Genomic DNA, 17,168 nt, shown 5'->3' on the forward strand with positions numbered 1-17,168 from the left:
TGGCCGGTCGCCGGCCGGGGTTCAGCCGGACTGTCCCCGCGAGCCGGGCCCGGGGTGGGTGCGGGTCCAGGACGGGTCGGCGGCCGGGGTGGGCGCGAGAGCGGTGGGGGCGTGGCGCATGGCTGTCCTTCGGGCGAGTGGGGAGAAGGGTCCGGGGCGGGGCCGGCCGCGTGGAGCCTGGCGGGGGCCGCCGTCACCGGGGCCGGAGCCGGCCGGCCGCGGAGGCCGGGGCGTGGGGTGGCTGCGGGTGGGGGCGGGGTGGTGAGCCGTGTGGCGCGTGGTGGTGGCCACCGCGCCGAGGGACGGGGCGGTGAGCCGTGGGCCGGTCGGTGGTGGGCCGGAGGGTGACCGGCCGGTCGGTCGAGGGCGGCGAGGCCGTGGGCCGGGGGTGCGGCCCCGGAGGCGAGCCGGTCGGGGCCGTGAGGCCCGGGGAGTCGACCAGGTCGCTCGCCTCCGGGTGGTACGGGGGCACGGTCCGGGAGGAGCCGGTGCGGGGGCTGCCCGCCGTCCGGTGTCCCGCCGGGACGTGCCACGGCGTCGGCCGCTCCGCGGCGGGGCGCCGCCGCGACCGCCGGGCGCCGTCCGGACGGGGGTGCCGTCGGGGGAGCGGGGCGGAGCCATCGCCGTGTGCCTTTCGTCCGGCCTCGTGAGTCGGTGTCCGCGGGCACCCGGCCGGCCGTTCGGACAGCGGACGCACCACCGTCGGCCAGGAGGCCGCGGTGACCGCCCGTCCCCAGGAGCCGACGGCGCCGTCCGCTCCGTGGACCGGCCGGAGCGGCGGGTCCACTCTGGCACCCGGCAACCCCGCCCCGCAACCGGCAAGTTGAAATGTGCAAGTGGCCAAGTGCATGCTGCGTCCGTCAGTTCGTGATCGAATGGGCAGGGCCACCGATCACATGCGAGGGTGATCCCGGGACCTGATCGAGGGGGTGGGCGTGACCGCGGAGACCGACTGGGGCGGCGCCCCCTCCGTGCTGCGCATGATCCTCGGCAGACAGCTGGAGGAACTGCGCACCCGGGCCGGCCTCAGCTACGCCGACGCGGGCGTGGCCATCGGGGTCAGCCACTCCACGATCCGCCGCATGGAGGCGGCCAAGGTGGCACGGCTGCGCCTCGCCGACGCCGAGAAACTCCTCCGGGTCTACGGCGTCACGGACCAGCGGGAGATAGAGACCTTCCTCCAGTCCGTGCGCGAGGCCAACAAGCGCGGCTGGTGGCACACGTACCGCGACGTCATGCCCGACTGGTTCGCCGCGTACCTCAGCCTGGAGCAGGCGGCCGTCCAGATCCGCGCCTACGAGAACCAGTTCGTGCACGGCCTGCTCCAGACCGAGGAGTACGCCCGCGCCCTGCTCGACACGGACAGTCCGCGCGCGTCCGCCGAGGCCACCGAACGCCGCGTGGCGCTGCGCATGCGCCGCCAGGAACTGCTGGCCCGCCCGGCACCGCCGCGACTGTGGGTGGTGATGGACGAGACCGTGCTGCGCTGGCCGGTCGGCGGTCCCGAGGTGATGCGCGCGCAGATCGACCGCCTCATCGAGGTCAACCGGCTGCCCCACGTCACCGTGCAGCTCATGCCGTTCGCCAACGGCCCGCACCCCGCCCTGCGGGCCGGCACCTTCCACCTCTTCCGGTTCCGGGCCCGCGAACTGCCCGACATCGCCTACCTCGACGGGCTGGTCGGCGCGGTGTACCTGGACAAGGCCGACGAGGTCGTGGTCTACCGGGAGGCCCTGGACCGGCTCAGCGCCCAGGCCGCGTCCGCGAAGCGGACCGAGGCACTGCTCACCGCACTGCGCGAGGAGTGGTGACCCGCCGCCCGCACGCGCCCCCGCCCCGCACGCCCCTCGCCGAACCGAGCCCCGACCCGACCCGACCCGAATGGGAGACACGGCGTTGCCCGACAACGGATGGCCTGCCGACCGGATCGACACCGAGAACGCCCACTCCGCCCGCATCTACGACTACATACTCGGCGGCAAGGACTACTACCCCGCCGACAAGGAGGCGGGCGACGCGATGTCCCGGGAGTGGCCCGCGCTCCCGGTGCACATGCGCGCCAACCGCGACTTCATGAACCGTGCCGTGCGCTGGCTGGCCGAGCAGGCGGGCGTGCGCCAGTTCCTGGACATCGGCACCGGCATCCCGACCTCGCCGAACCTGCACGAGATCGCCCAGGCCGTGGCCCCCGAGTCGCGGGTCGTCTACGCCGACAACGACCCGATCGTGCTCACCCTCTCCCAGGGTCTGCTGGCCAGCTCCCCCGAGGGCCGGACCGCCTATCTGGAGGCCGACTTCCGCGATCCGGCGGCCATCCTGGACGCCCCCGAGCTGCGCGGGACGCTGGACCTGGACCGGCCCGTCGCCCTCACCGTCATCGCGATCGTGCACTTCATGCTGGACGCGGACGACGCGGTCGGCGTGGTGCGCCGGCTGCTGGAGCCGTTGCCCTCCGGCAGCTACCTGGCGATGTCCATCGGCACCGCCGAGTTCGCCCCCGAGGAGGTGGGCCGGGTCGCCCGCGAGTACGCCGCCCGCGGCATGCCGATGCGGCTGCGCACGCTGAAGGAGGCCCAGGCGTTCTTCACGGGCCTGGAACTCGTCGATCCGGGCATCGTCCAGGTGCACAAGTGGCATCCCGACGGCAGCGGCGAGCAGGGCATCCGGGACGAGGACATCGCGATGTACGGCGCGGTCGCCCGCAAGCCGTGACAGACCCGGGGCCGGGGTCCGACCCACCTCCCGGACCCCGGCCCCGCCCCGGCCGGACAACGCCCCACGACCACGCCGCGCGGCGCACGCCCCGCCGGTCAGCCGTGGCCGTGCGGCCGGTAGGGGCGCGGCAGCCGCATACCGCGGTCGGCCATGAGCCGTCGTACGCGGTCGGGGTAGTCGGTGATGACGCCGTCGGCCCCCAGGTCCATCAGGGCCGCCACGGTCGCCGGGTCGTCACAGGTCCACGGCACCACCCTCAGCCCCCGGGCGTGCGCCTCGGCGACCATCGTCGCGTCGGAGTAGAATCGGAACCCGGGGTCGCCCACCTCGCCGTCCCGCGGGAAGCCGTAGTCGGGGGAGAGGGTGGTGACACCGGGCAGGGTCGCCGCCGCCCGGACGAAGTCCCCGCCGTAGTCGTCGGCGTCGATCCCGCCCAGCCACGGCGACGCGCCCGGCCGCCCGACCTCCAGGCCCTGTCGTCAAACTCCCGCCTGCCTCGCGACGCCATGCACGCTCCCCCACTGCCTTAAGGGCGTGGGAGGTGCCCCCACTCGCCGCACCGGGCCCCGACCGGGGCGCCAGCCGGTGCATCACGCGCAGCGCGCCCCAGTCGAAGGACTGGATCGTCACCTGCCGCTCGAGGCCCGAGCGGTGGATCTCCTCGTACACCCGGCGGACGAACACCTCGCGTGGCGCGGTCTGTTCGGGCGCGCCCGCCTCCACCTTCGTCTCGACGTTCAGCTTCACGCCTCGGGCCCGGTAGCTCCCGACCAGGTCCAGTACGTCCCTCAGCTCCGCCATCCGGAAGCCCTCGACCACCTCCTGTTCCGGGAAGCCGGGCAGTTGCCGGTAGCCGCAGTCGAGGGTCTTCACCTGAGCCAGGGTCAGGTCCCTGACGTACTCGCCGACGTACGGGTACCGCGGGTCACCGGGGGTGGCGGGGCCGGTGTCCCGGCACTTGACGCCGCTGATCCTCCGGTCGTGGCTCACGACCACCTTGAGGTCCCTGGTGACCTGGGTGTCCAGCTCCAGCGTGGACACGCCGAGCCGCATAGCCTTGCCGAAGCCCTCCAGGGACTCCTCGGTGGTCAGGCCGAGGCCGCCGCGGTGCGCCTGGAGGTCGAAGCGGGCCGGATGCCCGCCCGGCGCCGCGCGCGCCGCGGCCGGGGACAGCAGCGCGGGCAGCAGGGCCAGGGCGGCGATCAGGGGCCGTACGAGACGTCGTACGGGCCGGCCGGGCAGGCGCGGGGCGGGCACCAAAACCTCACGCGTAGGGGTCGAAGGGGATGCCCGACGGCATGGAGTGCGCCAGCGCGTACGGGAAGTCGCCGTCCTTGATCTTGATGGTGGCCGCGCCGAAGTCGGCGCCCAGCAGCTTGTCGCGGTAGCCCGCCGGATAGCCGTTCCAGCCCACCAGACGGGGGTAGAACCAGCCGCCGGTGACGTTCTCGGGCGGCTCGTCGTTCGTGTTCGCGAAGCGGAAGCAGTGCGTGGAGACACCGTCCTTGTGGTACACGATCTTCGGGTGGGTGCCGTCGAAACGCACCGCGGACCGGTCCGCCACCTGGTAGCCGGAGTGCTGGGACACCGAGACGTACTGGACCGCGTTGTCCTTGATCCAGACCACGACGTGCTCCCAGTCGTGGGTGTGTCCGATGGCCGCGGGTCCCAGGGTCGCCTGGTCCTTCTCGAAGTAGCTGGCGTACACCACCGCGCACCAGCCGTTGTCGCACTTCTCGCGCGAGTAGGTGTTGGCCGCGGCGAGCTGGGCGGCGTCGTGGCAGTGGCCGTTGACGTCGCCGCCCAGCTTCAGACCGGGGTTGATCGTGCCGTCGCTGCCGATGGCGGCGGTGGCGTAGCAGCCGTCGCCGTCGTAGTCGTAGGCGGGGGAGAAGGTCTGTTCCAGACCGTCGGCGTTCTGCGGCAGCGCTTGCAGGACGCTCGCGCCGGCGGTGCCGGGCACGGTGAGGACGAGGGCGAGCGCGCCGAGGGCGGCGGCGAGCGCGGAGGTCACGTGGCGCACGGGGGCTCCCTGTTGTCGAGGCGCCGCAGATTCTCCCAACACCCGGGCAGGGTGGGCCACCCTCCGAACTGAACTTTGTCACAAGGTGAGTTGAACGAGGCGGCCGGTTCCGCCGGGCCGGTCCCCCGCGGGCTCCCGCGCGCTCACCCGGGCCGGTCGGACTCCCCATGGCCGTGGTGCCGGCGGCGTTCGGCGGGGACGCGGTGGAGCGCGATCAGCGCGGCGTCGTCGCCCAGCCTGCCGCCCGCGTGGGCGAGCAGGTCGCGCCGCAGGTGGTGCATGAGCGCCTCGGGGCTGTCGTCGGTCCACCGTGCGACCCGTTCGGCGAGCGGATAGAACCGGCCGCGTTCGTCCCGGGCCTCCACCACCCCGTCCGTGTACAGCAGCAGCGTGTCGCCGGGCTCGAAGGAGAACACGTCCAGCGTGTGCTCCGTGCCGCCGGCCACCCCGAGCGGCGGAGAGGGGTGCAGGCTCGGGACCGTCACGACGTGACCGGGGCTCAGCAGCAGCGGCGGTGGATGGCCGGCGCTGGTCATCCGGGTGACCGGGTCGTGGTTCGGGATCTCCACCAGCAGCGCGGTCGCGAACCGCTCGCCCTCCTCCTCCGGGCTGTCCAGCTCGGCCGCGTAGCGGGTGATGCTCTGGTCCAGCGCGGTGGCCAGCTCCGCCAGCGGGATGCGCCGGTGCGCGCTCTCCCGGAAGGCGCCGAGCAGCAGCGCCGCCTCGCCGATGGCGGGCAGGCCCTTGCCGCGGACGTCCCCGATCAGCACGCGCACGGCGTCGTCGCACACGGTCGCCGCGTAGAGGTCGCCGCCGATCTGTGCCTCGTCCTCCGCGGCGAGGTACAGCGAGGCGATCCGCAGCGCGCCGATCCGTTCGGGCAGCGGCCACATCAGCACGTGCTGGGCGGCCTCGGCGACGGTGCGGACCTGGGCGAGCTGGGCCTGGCGGCGCTCGCGCAGGGCGCTGTAGACGACCGTGAGCACCACGAGGACGGTGAGGGTGATGATCTGCACGATGTGGTTCAGGGTGCCCAGCCCGCCGTGGGAGACGCCGATGAGGACCTGGGCGGCCACCGCCAGCGCGCCGACGCCCGCGGTGGTCCGGGGGCCGGCGAAGGAGGGGGTGAGCGCCGGCGCGATCACCAGGGCGGGTCCGAGGTGGACCTCGTAGGGAGTCCGCATGTCGGCCACCGTGATGGCCGCGATGAGCGCGACGGGCAGCACCAGCAGCGCGTGCGCCGACTGCCGTGGCCGCCGCGCTCCGGCGCGTCCGAGCCGGGGTGCCATGCCTACCAGCGTGCGCCGGGCCGGATCGGGCGGCCACTCGCCGAGCGCCGGACCGAGCGGAGCGGCGTACGTCACACGGGAAGATTTGGAACCAGACATTCCGGGCCCCTCTTCGATTCCCGAATACCGGACGGTGATCGCGTTGCCTTCATTGGGAAGAGGGACTACCGTCATTCTCCGTTGAAATACCGGTTGGTTTGCCTAATCAGCCTGCGAAGTTAAGGTGCTTGCGGGGTGGTCTGGACCGCCCTCAACCGATATCGCAGCATTTAGCGTCCTGTGTCATGACACAGACGGCGATGAGGCCGGACGCCTCTGACACGGCAGCCAGCGACGGAGTACGGGGCAAGGGCCTCGGCGGCGATTCCATCGGCCTGCTGGGCAGCGCGGTCATCGGTGTGTCCACCGTGGCCCCGGTCTACTGCCTCACCTCCACGCTCGGCTCCACCGCCGGCGAGGTGGGCCTGCGCATGCCGGCCGTCTTCCTCGCCGGCTTCCTGCCGATGCTGCTGGTCGCCTTCGCCTACCGCGAGCTGAACAAGGCCGTGCCCGACTGCGGCACCTCCTTCACCTGGACCGTCAAGGCGTTCGGCCCGCACGTCGGCTGGATGTGCGGCTGGGGCCTGGTCATCGCCACCGTGATCGTGCTGTCCAACCTCGCCGGAGTCGCCACCTCCTACTTCTGGCTGCTGGCCGGGGAACTCACCGGCAGCGGCACCGTCGCGGACCTCGACGGCCACAAGGCCGTCCACATCCTCACCTGTCTGCTCCTGATCGCGACCGCCACGGCCATCAGCTACCGCGGCATGACCACGACGAAGGGCGTGCAGTACGCGCTGGTGGGACTCCAGCTCGTGGTGCTCGCCCTGTTCGTCGTCATGGCCCTGCACAAGGCCCGCACCGGCGCCTTCCCCGGGCACACCGACTTCTCCTGGTCCTGGCTGAACCCGTTCGCGGTGAAGTCCTTCGCGTCCTTCAGCGCCGGACTCTCCCTGTCGATCTTCATGTACTGGGGCTGGGACACCTGCCTGACCGCCAACGAGGAGACCGTCGGCAGCGAGAAGACCCCCGGCCGGGCCGCCCTGATCGCCATGGTCGTCCTGGTCGGCTCCTACCTCACCACCGCCATCGCCGCGCAACTGGCCGTCGGCTCCGGCACCCGGGGACTGGGCCTGGCCAACCCGCGGACCTCCGACAACGTCTTCGCCGCCCTGGCCGGCCCCGTCATGGGCCACGCCCTCGGCATCCTGCTCTTCGCCGCCGTCCTCGCCTCGGCCGCCGCCAGCCTCCAGACCACCTTCATCCCGGTCGCCCGCACGGTCCTCGCCATGTCGACGTACCAGGCGCTGCCCGCCTCCTACGCGCGCGTCCACGAGCGCTTCCGCACCCCCGGCCGGGCCACCGTCACCGCGGGCGTCGCCACCGGCGTCTTCTACGCGGTGATGTCCCTGCTCAGCGAGCACGTCCTGGTCGACACCATCTACGCGCTCGGCCTGATGATCTGCTTCTACTACGCGCTCACCGCGTTCGCCTGCGCCTGGTTCTTCCGCCGCGACCTCACCCGCTCCACCCGCGACGCCCTCTTCAAGGGCCTCTTCCCGGTCCTCGGCGGCCTGCTGCTCACCGCCGTCTTCGGCAAGACGCTCCACGACATGTGGAACCCGGCCTACGGCAGCGGTTCCGCCGTCCTGGGCGTCGGCTCCGTCTTCGTGATCGGCGTCGGCCTGCTGCTGCTCGGCGTGGTCGTCATGCTGGTCATGCGGCGCCGCAGCCCGGCCTTCTTCCGCGGCCGGGTCCTCACCGCCGGGACCCCGGCACTCGTCGTGGAGGAGTGAACCGGCGAACGCGCTGTGTCGGCGGCAGCGCGCCGGGTACCCGTACCAGCCCCGGAGCCGAACGGCGGCCCGGGGGTGCGAGGGTGCCGAATGGAGAGGTCATGACGCAGAACGGGGAGGACACCGCGCCCCTGCGGCGGCCGGACGTCGCCGGACTCCGGCTCGCCCCGGACGGGCCGGAGTGCCGGCCGGCCGCCACCGCGGAGCCGGCGGAGCTGCCGCAGGACCGCAGCCAGGCGATCCTGGAGGCCGCCAAGCAGATCGGCGCCATACTCAAACGCGCCGGCCACCCCTTCGCGCTCGCCGGCAGCGTGGCCGTCTACGCCCACGGCGGCAGCCGCTACCTCCAGCACGACGCCGACTTCGCCATCCTGCCCGAGGACGCCGAGGCGGTGGCCGCCACCCTGCGCGAGGCCGGTCTCGGCGTACGCGTCCCGCCGGAGGACTGGCTGCTGAAGACCACCTGTCACGGGCAGAACGTCGACATCATCTTCGCGCTGGCCCACCAGCCCGTCACCCGGGACATGCTCGACCGGGCCCACGTCCTGCCGGTCGACTCCGTGCTCATGCCCGTCCTCTGCCCGACCGACCTGATCCACAGCCTGATCAGCGCCTTCTCCGAGCACTACTGCGACTTCGGGTCCGTCCTGCCGGTGGCGCGCGCCGTACGCGAGAAGGTCGACTGGGACGTGGTCCGCACGACCTGCGGCGACGAGCCCATGCCCGCCGCCTTCCTCTTCCTCCTCGAACGGCTGAACGTGATCGACGCCCAGGAGGGTCAGCCATGACCGACACCAGCCCGCCCCCGGCGCCCGGGAACCTGGACTACCGCGTCGCCCACCTCGCCGAACACCTCGCCTCCGGAGAGTACGGAGAACTCGGCGTACGGCTCGAACTGCGCGGCGACGCCGTCCTGCTCACCGGCACCGTGCCGTCCACCCAGTGCCGGGACGAGGTCCTCCGCACGGCCCGCGAGGAGCTGGCGGGGCACCCGGTCCACAGCGACCTGCTCATCGCCGGCACCTCGTCCCCCGACCACGGAGAGGACCTGACATGATCCGCGTCGCGGCCGTCGGGGACATCCACATGGGCCCCGAGAGCCAGGGCACGCTCCGCTCCTCCTTCGAGACCCTGCCGGACTGCGCCGACGTCCTGCTGCTCGCCGGCGACCTCACCCGGCACGGCACACCCGAGGAGGCGGCGGTCGTCGCCCGCGAGATCAAGGACCTCGGAGTGCCCGTCGTCGCCGTACTCGGCAACCACGACCACCACGACGAGCGGCCCGAGGAGGTCACCGCGATCCTCCGGGACGCGGGCGCCCACGTCCTCGAAGGGCAGGCCGCCGTCGTCACCGCCGACGGCGTCCGCATCGGGGTCGCCGGCACCAAGGGGTTCGGCGGCGGCTTCGTCGGCCGCTGCGCCGGGGAGTTCGGCGAACCCCTGATGAAGGAGTTCGTCCGCTACACCCGCCGGTCCGCCGACGGCCTGCACAGCGCCCTGAAGGACCTCCAGGAGTGGGGCTGCGACGCGCGGATCGCGCTGACCCACTTCTCGCCGGTGCCGGACACCCTGGCCGGGGAACCGCTGGAGATCTACCCGTTCCTCGGCAGCTACCTGCTCGCGGAGGCGATCGACACCGGCGGCGCCGACCTCGCCGTGCACGGTCACGCGCACGCCGGCACCGAGCACGGCATGACCAGCGGAGGGGTCCGGGTGCGCAACGTCGCCCAGCCGGTCATCGGGCAGGCCTTCCACGTCTACCACCTGCCCGGCCGCACCGAGTGACACCCAAAGGAGCCGTCAGGCCGCCGGGACGAGGGCCTCGCGGCCGGTCACATCGCCGTCCTTCGCGGCCAGCGGCACCGCCACCGGGCCGCCGCGCCGGCGCACCAGCAGGCCCGCGCCGATCGACCCGGCGATGAGCAGCCCGCCGGCCACCAGGGCACCCCGCGCCCCGGCCCACTCCATGAGCAGGCCGAGCAGGGGCGGCCCGCCGAGGCTCCATACCGTGCCGACGCTGCTCCACACCCCGAGCACCCGGCCGCGCAGGTGCGGCGGCGGGTCGGTCTGGAGCACGGCCGTGCCGGCGGTGTCGGAGACGGACTCCACCACCGCCATCGGCAGCACCAGCACCAGCAGCACCGCGAGCGACGGCGACAGGCCCGCCACCACCTGGAGCAGGGCGCCCGCCGCCGCGAGCAGGCCCACGGTCCGCACGGACGGCCTGCGCAGCCGGGCGCCGAGGACCGCGCCGAGGATGCCGCCGACGGCCAGCACGGTCGAGACCGTGCCGAACGCCCCGGCGCCGCCCGCGAGCGGCCCGGTGACGAGGACGGCGAGGGTCAGGCCGTAGTTGCGGCCGAAGACGGAGCTGAGCCCGGTGATGCCCGCCAGGGCCACCAGGCGGGGCCGGCGCAGGAAGAACGACAAACCCTCCCGGACCGTCATCCCGGCCTGTGCCGACGCCGTCCGAGGCCCGGCCGCGGGCTCTCCGGCGGCCCCCGGGGCGGCCCGCAGGAACGGCACCACTGAGGCCACGAAGAGGAACGACACGCCGTTGGCGGTGTACGCGGCGGACGTGCCGAGGAAGCCGACGGTCACCCCGGCCAGGGCGGTACCGGCCAGCCGGCCCGCGCTGTGCACCAGCGCGCCCACCCCGATCGCCGACGGCACGTCCGCCACCGGCACGAGATCGTTGCCGAGCAGGGCACAGGCCGGCCCGTCGACGGTGGCGATGACGCCGGTCACCGCGGCCAGCACCAGCAGCGCCGTCATGTCGATCCGGTCCAGCGCCACGAGCAGCGCCGTGGTGAAGGCGACCGCGCCGAGCAGGGCCTGGCTGACGGCGACCGTGAGCTTCCGGGGCCAGCGGTCCACGGCCGCGCCGCCCAGCAGGCTCACGAACAGCGCGGGCGCGGCCTGCACGGACATCGACAGACCGGTCGCCGCGGCCGAGCCCGTGATGTGCAGCACGAGCAGGTTCTGCACCGTGAGCTGCATCCACGTACCGGCGTTGGAGACGAAGTTGGCCGCCGACCACCAGCGCATGCCGCGGTGCCGCAGCGACCGCCACGGGGAACGCGAGGGCGGGGTGCCGGTGGGCGCGGGCAGGGCGGAGACAGGGGCAGAGGGCACGGTGGGGTACTCGTCAACCAGGGGTTTCGGAAGGGACCGGCGGTTCCCGTCGGTCCGGCTGCGCTGCACGGCCGGGCCGCCTGGTCAAGGGCGCCGCCCATGGTGGCAGACGGGACGGGCGAGTCGGCGCCACCGCTTGTGCCGGTCCGGTTCCGCGCCACCCGAACCGGCCCGGGCGCAGGGGAGTTGGCCCTCGCGTGGGGTTGCTCACAGGCCCTGTTTCAGGCCGCCCGGCCCTGGTTACGCGGCACGGCGGCAACCCGGAATGTCCCGCCGGAGGAGGCGTGTCATGGTCAGGAGAGAGCACGGGCGGCCGGCGGTGCCCGCCCCCGGTCACGCTCCGGCGCGTTCGGTCACCGTTTCCCCCGCACCGGTGGCGAACCGGTCACCGCGCGCAGCGCCCTGCGGCTGCGGTTGCTGCTCTCCGCCGTCTTCCTGCCCGTCTTCGCGGCGGCGACCGCCGGCTTCGCGGTCTGGGCCGCCGGGCAGGGCCCGGGCGACAGCCCGGGCACCGGGCCGCTGACCGTGCTCGCGGTGGTGTGCGGCCTCCTCGCCCTGGCGGCGGCGCTGGACCTGGCCGTGCTCTCCGCGCGCCGACGGCGCGAGCGCGGCGCGGGCCGCTGACCCGCGCCGCACTCGGTGCCGGGCCGCTGAGCCGCCGGTGCCCGGGCACCGCCCGGCCACCACGGCGGAGCGGTTCGGCGTCGCGGCCCGCGTGGCCGACCGGCCGCTACCGGTTGACCGAGCGCATCCCCGCCTCGTCGTACCGCTCGCCCGCCACCCGGGGCAGTTCGGCGTCGATCCGGGCCAGGTCCTCCTTGGTCAGCTCGACCCCGGCCGCGCCGGCGTTCTGCTCCAGGTAGGTGCGGCGCTTGGTGCCCGGGATCGGCACCAGGTCCTCGCCCTGGGCCAGGACCCACGCGATGGCCAGCTGGGCCGGGGTCACGTCCTTCTCGGCGGCGATCTCCTTCACCTTCTCCGCCAGCCGCAGGTTCGCCTCCAGGTTGCCGTCCGTGAAGCGGGGGTTGGAGCGGCGGAAGTCGTCGCTGTCCAGCTCCTTGGGCGAGGAGAAGCGGCCCGCGAGGAAGCCGCGGCCCAGCGGCGAGTACGGCACGAAGCCGATGCCCAGCTCACGGCAGGCGGGCAGCACCTCGGCCTCCACGTCCCGCGACCACAGCGAGTACTCGCTCTGCACCGCGGTGACCGGGTGGACGGCGTGGGCACGCCGGATGGTCTCCGCACTCGCCTCGCTCAGCCCGATGTACCGCACCTTGCCCTCGGCGACCAGCTCGCCCAGCGCGCCGACGGTCTCCTCGATGGGCACGTTCGGGTCGACGCGGTGCTGGTAGTACAGGTCGATGTGGTCGGTGCCGAGACGCTCCAGCGAGCCGTGCACCGAGCTGCGGACGTGCTCGGCCGAGCCGTCCTGCGGACCGATCGTGCTCATGTCGCCGGGGACGGCGTCGTCCATCCGGTAATTGAACTTCGTCGCGATCACGTACTCGTCGCGGTGTCCCCGGATCGCCTCGCCGACCAGCGACTCGTTGGTCAGCGGTCCGTAGAGCTGCGCGGTGTCGAGGAAGTCGATGCCGAGGTCGAGGGCGCGCCGGATGGTCGCGATGCCCTCGTCCTGGTCGGTGGAGCCGTAGAAGGCGGACATCCCCATGCATCCGAGGCCGATGGCCGATACCTGGAGGTCCCGCAGGCTGCGCTTCTGCATGGGAGGTCCTTTCACACGCTCGTTCGTCGTTCGTTCTTCGTCGTTCGTCCTTCTCCTGAGACGCTACGAGTTCGAGCGCTCTCCAAGTCAAGCGGAGCGGCGGACGGCCCTGCGGATCCGGCCGCGCTCCGGTCGGCTACGGTCGGCTACGGGTTCAGGCGTACCGGCAGTTCGAAGAGGTCGTTCTGGGTGACCACCGGCTTGTTGCGCAGGCCCTCCGCCGGCACCGCCAGGTCCAGGCCGGGGAAGCGGGCGTACAGCGCCGGCAGGGCGACCCCCGCCTCCAGCCGGGACAGGGCGGCACCCGGGCACGTGTGCGGACCGTGACCGAAGGAGATGTGACGGGTCCTCGTCTCCCGGGTGATGTCGAACTCCCCGGCGGTCGGCCCGTGCGCGTGTCCGTCCCGGCCGATCGCCCCGTACGACACGATCAGCGCGTCCCCGGCCGGGATCACCCGGTCGCCGACCGGCACGTCCTCGGTCGCGAACCGGATCAGCACGTGCGAGGTCGGGGCGGAGTACCGCAGCGTCTCCTCCACCACCGCGGACCAGTCGGCCTCACCGGACAGCACCAGGGCGCGCTGCCCGGGGTGGAGGGAGAGGTTCACCACGGCGTTGACGATCAGCGAGATCGTCGTCTCATGGCCCGCCGCCACCATCAGCTGGAGCGTGGAGACGATCTCCTCGTCCGTCAGCCGGTCGCCGCCCTCGGAGGCCAGCACCAGCGCGCTGGTCAGGTCGTCGCCCGGCTCGGCCCGCCGCGCCGCCACCGTCTCGGTCATGATCTGCGCCAGCTCGGTGAGGGTCGCGACGACCTCGGCCGGCGGGGTCTGGGTGGAGAAGAACCTCTCGAACAGCACCTTCAGCCGGGGCAGCCGCGCCTCCTCGATCCCCATGAGGTCGGCGACGACGTACATGGGCAGCGGGTAGGCGAAGGCAGCCTTCAGGTCGACGGTCCCGCCGTCCGTGGGCAGCGCGTCCAGCAGGTCCTGGGTGAGCTTCTCGATCCGCTCCCGCATCCGCTCCACCCGGCGCGGGGTGAGCGCCTGCGCGACCAGCGTGCGCAGCCGGCGGTGGTCGGCGCCGTCGGCCGTGAGCATGGAACGGCCCGGGTTGGCGAGGCCGATCAGCGGCCAGTCCGCGGGGATCTCACCGCGCTGCCAGGCGCCCCACACGTTGATGTCCTTCACCAGGCGCGGGTCGGTGAGCAGCGCCCTGGCCTCGGCGTGGTGCGTGACCGCCCAGACCGGGACACCGCCCGGCAGTTCGACCGCGGCGAGCGGCCCGGCCGCCCGCAGGGCCGCGCTCTCGGCGTCCAGGTCCGTGACTAAGGGGTCCAGCGCGATACGGGGTGCTTCGGTACCGGTCGTCATCGTTGCGAGCCTCCCAGGGCAGGGTCGGAGTACGGAGCGGGTCCGGGGAGCGGGCCCCCGGACCCCCGGCGGCGGAACGGTCGGCCGAGGCGGCGCGGGCTCAGCGGGCGGGCACCGGGGTGAACCGGACGGGCAGCCGGCTCAGTCCCCGCAGCCAGGGCGAGGGACGGCGCTCGAGGGACTCGGCCGGTACTCCCAGATCGATGTCCGGCAGCCGGTCCAGCACCACCTCGATACCGGTCCGCGCGATCACCTCGGCGATCTCCTGCGCGGGGAACGGGCAGCGGTGCTCGCCGTGGCTGAAGGCGAAGTGCGCGTTGTTGCCGCCGGTCAGCGCGGAGGCGTCGGTCCGCACCTGCGGATCGGAGTTGGCGCCCTGGAGTCCGAGCACCAGCAGGTCGCCGGCCTGGACGCGCCGGCCGCCGAGGTGCGTGTCGCGGGCGGCCCAGCGGCCTGCGATGTTCTGCGAGGGCGCGTCCTCCCACAGCACCTCGTTCATCGCCTCGGCGACACTGTGGCGCCCGCCGAACAGGGAGGCGGCGAACCGGTCGTCGGTCAGCATCAGCCGGAGCGAGTTGCCGATCCAGTCGGCGGTCGGCTGGTGTCCGGCCGCCAGCATCACCATCAGGTCCTGCGCGATCTCCTCGTCGCTGAAGCCGTTGTCGTCGGCGAGCATCCGGGAGGCCACGTCGTCCGCGGGCTCCTTCTTCCGGCTCGCGAGCAACTGCGCCATGGACGTGAACAGATGGGACTGTCCGGCCAGCGCACGCTCCCGGCCGTCGATCATGTCGTTGAGGGCGGTGACCAGCCCGGGGCCGTCCTCGTCCGGGAACCCGAACAGCCGGGCCAGTACCCGCACCGGCAGCAGCATCGCGTACTGCGCGATCAGATCGGCCTCGCCGACCCCGCACACCGCGTCGATCAGCTCGTCCGCGAACCGCTCGGCGTGCGCGCGCAGTTCGAACGGGTCCACCGCCTCCAGGGCGTCGCTGACCATCGCCGCGCGGCGGCGGTGCCGTTCGCCGACGGTGTAGAGGATCGACGGCTGCTTGTGCCCGATCATCGGCAGCAGCGGCCAGTCCTCGGGGATGTTCTCCCACTGGTTCCACAGGTCCGAGTCACGGCTGAACAGCACCGGGTCGCCGGTGACCTGGTGCAGTTCGCGGTAACCGAGCACCAGCCAGGCCGGGATGCCGCCGTCGAGCAGCACCGGCACCACGGCGCCGTGGTCGCGCCGCATCTCCCGGTACAGGCGGGCGGGTTCGGTCTGGAACCTGGGTCCGCCGAGCGGGACGGCGTCGGGGGAGGTCACACATACTCCTGTCGGGGCAGGCCCGCCCGCGCGGACGGGTCGGCGTACCGGTTCTTCACGTGTTGCACGAGCGTGATCAGGACCCGCTTGCCCGACTCCCGGGAGCGGGCGTCGCAGTCGATCAGCGGGACCCGCGGGTCCAGGTCGAGGGCCTCGCGGACGTCCGCGCCGGCGCGCACCGGGCCGCCGAAGTCGTTGCAGGCCACGATGAACGGCGTACCGTGGTGCTCCAGCCGGTCGATGGCGTACCAGGAGTCGTCGATCCGCCGGGTGTCGACCAGGACGACCGCCCCGAGCGTGCCGGTGAACAGCCGGTCCCACAGGAACCAGAACCGCTCCTGGCCCGGCGCGCCGAACATGTACAGCACATTGCGCGCGTCCAGGGTGATCCGGCCGAAGTCGAAGGCCACCGTGGTGGCGGACTTGCCGCGCACCTGGCGGATGTCGTCGACCGTCGCACCGGCCTGCGTCATCGTCTCCTCGGTGTTGAGGGGACGGATCTCGCTGACCGAGCGGACCAGCGTGGTCTTGCCGACGCCGAAGCCGCCCACGACCACGATCTTGAAGCCTTGTTCGGCGGTGGCACCCAACGGGGTGCGCGCGTCAGAGGTTGCGGAGTCCAACGAGCACCTGCTCCAGGATGTCGGGGTCGGTTATGGCCGGCCGGCGCGGATGCCGGGCGCTGACGCGGCCCGCCGCCAGCAGATCGGACAGCAGGACCCTGACGATGCCCACGGGCAGCCGCAGCTCGGCGGCGATCTCCACCACCGAGGTGGGGGAGCGGGTCAGCTTCAGGATCGCCACGTGCTCCGACTGCATGCCGGTCGCCGGGTCCGACTCGGCGACCACGAGGGTGACCAGGTCGAAGGGGTTGTCGGGGTCGCTTCGGCTGCGCCCCTGGGTGAGGGTGTACAGCCGGTCGGGGGCGTCGTCGCGGCCCGGCCGGTTCCTGCCGGGACCGCTCATGAGGTACGGGGCGGAGCGGTCAGGTACTCACCGAGCTGCTCCACCAGTTCGCTCATGTTGTGTCCGACGACGCCGGCGTCCGCCTCCTCGGCGGTGATCACGGCCAGGTGGGCGCCGGCGCCCGCCTCCACGATGAACAGCACGCCGCCGTAGAACTCCGCCATCGCCGAGCGCACCCCGCCGCTGCCGTCGCCGAACTCCACGGACGCCCCGTGCGACAGCGACTGGATGCCGGCGGCGATCGCGGCCAGCTGGTCGGCCTGGTCGACGCTCAGCTCGGGCGTCCGGCACAGCTTCAGCCCGTCCCGGGACAGCACGAGCGCGTGCCGGGCCCCCGGGGTCCTCTCCAGCAGGCCCTCCAGGAGCCAGGTGAGCTTGTCGTCGGCGGTGGTCGGGCCGGTCATGAAGTGGTGTCGCCTTCCGGGTGCGTGTGCGTGTGCGTGTGCGTGTGTGTCTGCGTCTGCGGGTGGGACGGGACGGGGGAGCCGGGCTCGCCGTCGCCGGCCGGATGCTCCGGTGCGGTGGTCGCCGGGGGTACGGCGGTCCGGTCGCCCGGTGCGCCCTCCGCCCGGGACAGCGCGGCCCGGTCCTCCGGTACGGGCTGCTGCGCGCGGGTGGTGCTCCGCTCGGGCGGCGTCGTGTGCTGCGGCTCGGCGGCGGCGTCCGGGGCGGCCTCCGGCGCGGCGGTCGCGGGGCCGGGCTGCCCGGCGGCCGGTGCGGACGGGCGGACGGCCTGGCGGAAGCTGCCGAAGCGGGCGGCGCGCGTCCTGACCTCGTCGGCGGCCGGCGCGGTGCGCGAC

Annotated in this window: 15 protein-coding genes and 3 pseudogenes; 7 read left to right on the forward strand and 11 right to left on the reverse strand. The window is 73.2% G+C overall.

Going from position 1 to position 17,168, the window contains the following annotated elements:
• The first annotated feature begins 935 nt into the window (after window positions 1–935).
• Both IF37_RS0135445 and IF37_RS0135450 read left to right on the forward strand, forming a co-directional pair.
• Complete coding sequence (locus tag IF37_RS0135445) at window positions 936–1,811, forward strand: helix-turn-helix transcriptional regulator (protein WP_030752670.1); 876 nt, start codon at window positions 936–938, stop codon at window positions 1,809–1,811.
• An 85-nt stretch (window positions 1,812–1,896) separates the two neighbouring features.
• Entirely contained in the window at window positions 1,897–2,712 is an 816-nt protein-coding gene (locus tag IF37_RS0135450) for an SAM-dependent methyltransferase (protein WP_030752673.1), read from the forward strand.
• Window positions 2,713–2,810: 98 nt separating this feature from the next.
• On the opposite strand, the pseudogene IF37_RS40130 reads toward IF37_RS0135450, so the two are convergent.
• From IF37_RS40130 to IF37_RS0135465, 3 genes and pseudogenes are all read right to left on the reverse strand, one after another.
• Window positions 2,811–3,900 (reverse strand): annotated as a pseudogene (locus tag IF37_RS40130) (glycerophosphodiester phosphodiesterase family protein).
• 79 nt (window positions 3,901–3,979) lie between these two features.
• Entirely contained in the window at window positions 3,980–4,738 is a 759-nt protein-coding gene (locus IF37_RS0135460) for an NPP1 family protein (RefSeq protein WP_030752676.1), read from the reverse strand.
• Window positions 4,739–4,881: 143 nt separating this feature from the next.
• Window positions 4,882–6,027, reverse strand: coding sequence for a PP2C family protein-serine/threonine phosphatase (locus IF37_RS0135465; protein WP_030752679.1), 1,146 nt, complete (start codon window positions 6,025–6,027; stop codon window positions 4,882–4,884).
• A gap of 284 nt (window positions 6,028–6,311) precedes the next feature.
• Here IF37_RS0135465 and IF37_RS0135470 point away from each other — a divergent pair, with 284 nt between their 5' ends.
• The 4 genes from IF37_RS0135470 (at window position 6,312) to IF37_RS0135485 (ending at window position 9,647) form a co-directional block, all read left to right on the forward strand.
• Window positions 6,312–7,862: an APC family permease gene (locus tag IF37_RS0135470; protein ID WP_030752682.1), complete on the forward strand. Its 1,551-nt coding sequence runs from the start codon at window positions 6,312–6,314 to the stop codon at window positions 7,860–7,862.
• A gap of 101 nt (window positions 7,863–7,963) precedes the next feature.
• Window positions 7,964–8,650 carry a hypothetical protein gene (locus IF37_RS0135475; RefSeq protein WP_030752684.1) on the forward strand — a complete coding sequence of 229 codons (687 nt, stop codon included), beginning with the start codon at window positions 7,964–7,966 and terminating at the stop codon, window positions 8,648–8,650.
• Complete coding sequence (locus IF37_RS0135480; RefSeq protein ID WP_030752687.1) at window positions 8,647–8,919, forward strand: hypothetical protein; 273 nt, start codon at window positions 8,647–8,649, stop codon at window positions 8,917–8,919. The genes IF37_RS0135475 and IF37_RS0135480 overlap by 4 nt, the downstream gene beginning before the upstream one ends.
• Window positions 8,916–9,647, forward strand: a complete 732-nt coding sequence (locus IF37_RS0135485; protein ID WP_030752690.1) for a metallophosphoesterase — start codon at window positions 8,916–8,918, stop codon at window positions 9,645–9,647. The genes IF37_RS0135480 and IF37_RS0135485 overlap by 4 nt, the downstream gene beginning before the upstream one ends.
• A gap of 15 nt (window positions 9,648–9,662) precedes the next feature.
• Here the strand turns inward: IF37_RS0135485 and IF37_RS0135490 are convergent, their stop codons facing one another.
• Window positions 9,663–10,910 (reverse strand): MFS transporter, encoded by a 1,248-nt coding sequence (locus IF37_RS0135490; RefSeq protein ID WP_030752693.1) that lies wholly within the window; start codon window positions 10,908–10,910, stop codon window positions 9,663–9,665.
• A gap of 417 nt (window positions 10,911–11,327) precedes the next feature.
• Between IF37_RS0135490 and IF37_RS0135495 the strand changes: the two are divergent.
• A pseudogene (locus IF37_RS0135495) lies at window positions 11,328–11,621 on the forward strand (DUF6343 family protein); the annotation flags it as partial.
• 106 nt (window positions 11,622–11,727) lie between these two features.
• Here IF37_RS0135495 and IF37_RS0135500 read toward each other — a convergent pair.
• From IF37_RS0135500 to IF37_RS0135530, 7 genes and pseudogenes are all read right to left on the reverse strand, one after another.
• Entirely contained in the window at window positions 11,728–12,717 is a 990-nt protein-coding gene (locus IF37_RS0135500) for an aldo/keto reductase (protein WP_030752698.1), read from the reverse strand.
• 146 nt (window positions 12,718–12,863) lie between these two features.
• A complete protein-coding gene (locus tag IF37_RS0135505; RefSeq protein ID WP_030752701.1) occupies window positions 12,864–14,090 on the reverse strand; it encodes a cytochrome P450 in 1,227 nt (408 codons plus the stop codon).
• Between the two features lie 100 nt (window positions 14,091–14,190).
• Window positions 14,191–15,402, reverse strand: a complete 1,212-nt coding sequence (locus IF37_RS0135510) for a cytochrome P450 (protein WP_030752704.1) — start codon at window positions 15,400–15,402, stop codon at window positions 14,191–14,193.
• The gene (locus IF37_RS0135515; protein WP_030752707.1) at window positions 15,399–15,992 is read right to left on the reverse strand and encodes an ATP/GTP-binding protein; all 594 of its coding nucleotides are present in this window, start codon (window positions 15,990–15,992) and stop codon (window positions 15,399–15,401) included. The genes IF37_RS0135510 and IF37_RS0135515 overlap by 4 nt, the downstream gene beginning before the upstream one ends.
• A gap of 13 nt (window positions 15,993–16,005) precedes the next feature.
• Complete coding sequence (locus IF37_RS0135520; RefSeq protein WP_030752709.1) at window positions 16,006–16,368, reverse strand: DUF742 domain-containing protein; 363 nt, start codon at window positions 16,366–16,368, stop codon at window positions 16,006–16,008.
• A complete protein-coding gene (locus IF37_RS0135525; protein WP_030752712.1) occupies window positions 16,365–16,772 on the reverse strand; it encodes a roadblock/LC7 domain-containing protein in 408 nt (135 codons plus the stop codon). Before IF37_RS0135525 ends, IF37_RS0135520 begins: the two co-directional genes overlap by 4 nt.
• Window positions 16,769–17,168 (reverse strand): annotated as a pseudogene (locus IF37_RS0135530) (hypothetical protein); the annotation flags it as partial. The gene IF37_RS0135525 and the pseudogene IF37_RS0135530, both read right to left, overlap by 4 nt.

Origin of the sequence: Streptomyces sp. NRRL S-31, assembly GCF_000718775.1 — a bacterium.
Taxonomy (GTDB): domain Bacteria; phylum Actinomycetota; class Actinomycetes; order Streptomycetales; family Streptomycetaceae; genus Streptomyces.

Bases quoted from the DNA above. Each gene is read 5' to 3' on its own strand.
- IF37_RS0135500 (WP_030752698.1), bottom strand. From the start codon at position 12,717: ATGCAGAAGCGCAGCCTGCGGGACCTCCAGGTATCGGCCATCGGCCTC.
- IF37_RS0135490 (WP_030752693.1), bottom strand. From the start codon at position 10,910: ATGCGCTGGTGGTCGGCGGCCAACTTCGTCTCCAACGCCGGTACGTGG.
- IF37_RS0135525 (WP_030752712.1), bottom strand. From the start codon at position 16,772: ATGACCGGCCCGACCACCGCCGACGACAAGCTCACCTGGCTCCTGGAG.
- IF37_RS0135465 (WP_030752679.1), bottom strand. From the start codon at position 6,027: ATGGCACCCCGGCTCGGACGCGCCGGAGCGCGGCGGCCACGGCAGTCG.
- IF37_RS0135480 (WP_030752687.1), top strand. From the start codon at position 8,647: ATGACCGACACCAGCCCGCCCCCGGCGCCCGGGAACCTGGACTACCGC.
- IF37_RS0135485 (WP_030752690.1), top strand. From the start codon at position 8,916: ATGATCCGCGTCGCGGCCGTCGGGGACATCCACATGGGCCCCGAGAGC.
- IF37_RS0135505 (WP_030752701.1), bottom strand. From the start codon at position 14,090: ATGACGACCGGTACCGAAGCACCCCGTATCGCGCTGGACCCCTTAGTC.
- IF37_RS0135470 (WP_030752682.1), top strand. From the start codon at position 6,312: ATGACACAGACGGCGATGAGGCCGGACGCCTCTGACACGGCAGCCAGC.
- IF37_RS0135520 (WP_030752709.1), bottom strand. From the start codon at position 16,368: ATGAGCGGTCCCGGCAGGAACCGGCCGGGCCGCGACGACGCCCCCGAC.
- IF37_RS0135475 (WP_030752684.1), top strand. From the start codon at position 7,964: ATGACGCAGAACGGGGAGGACACCGCGCCCCTGCGGCGGCCGGACGTC.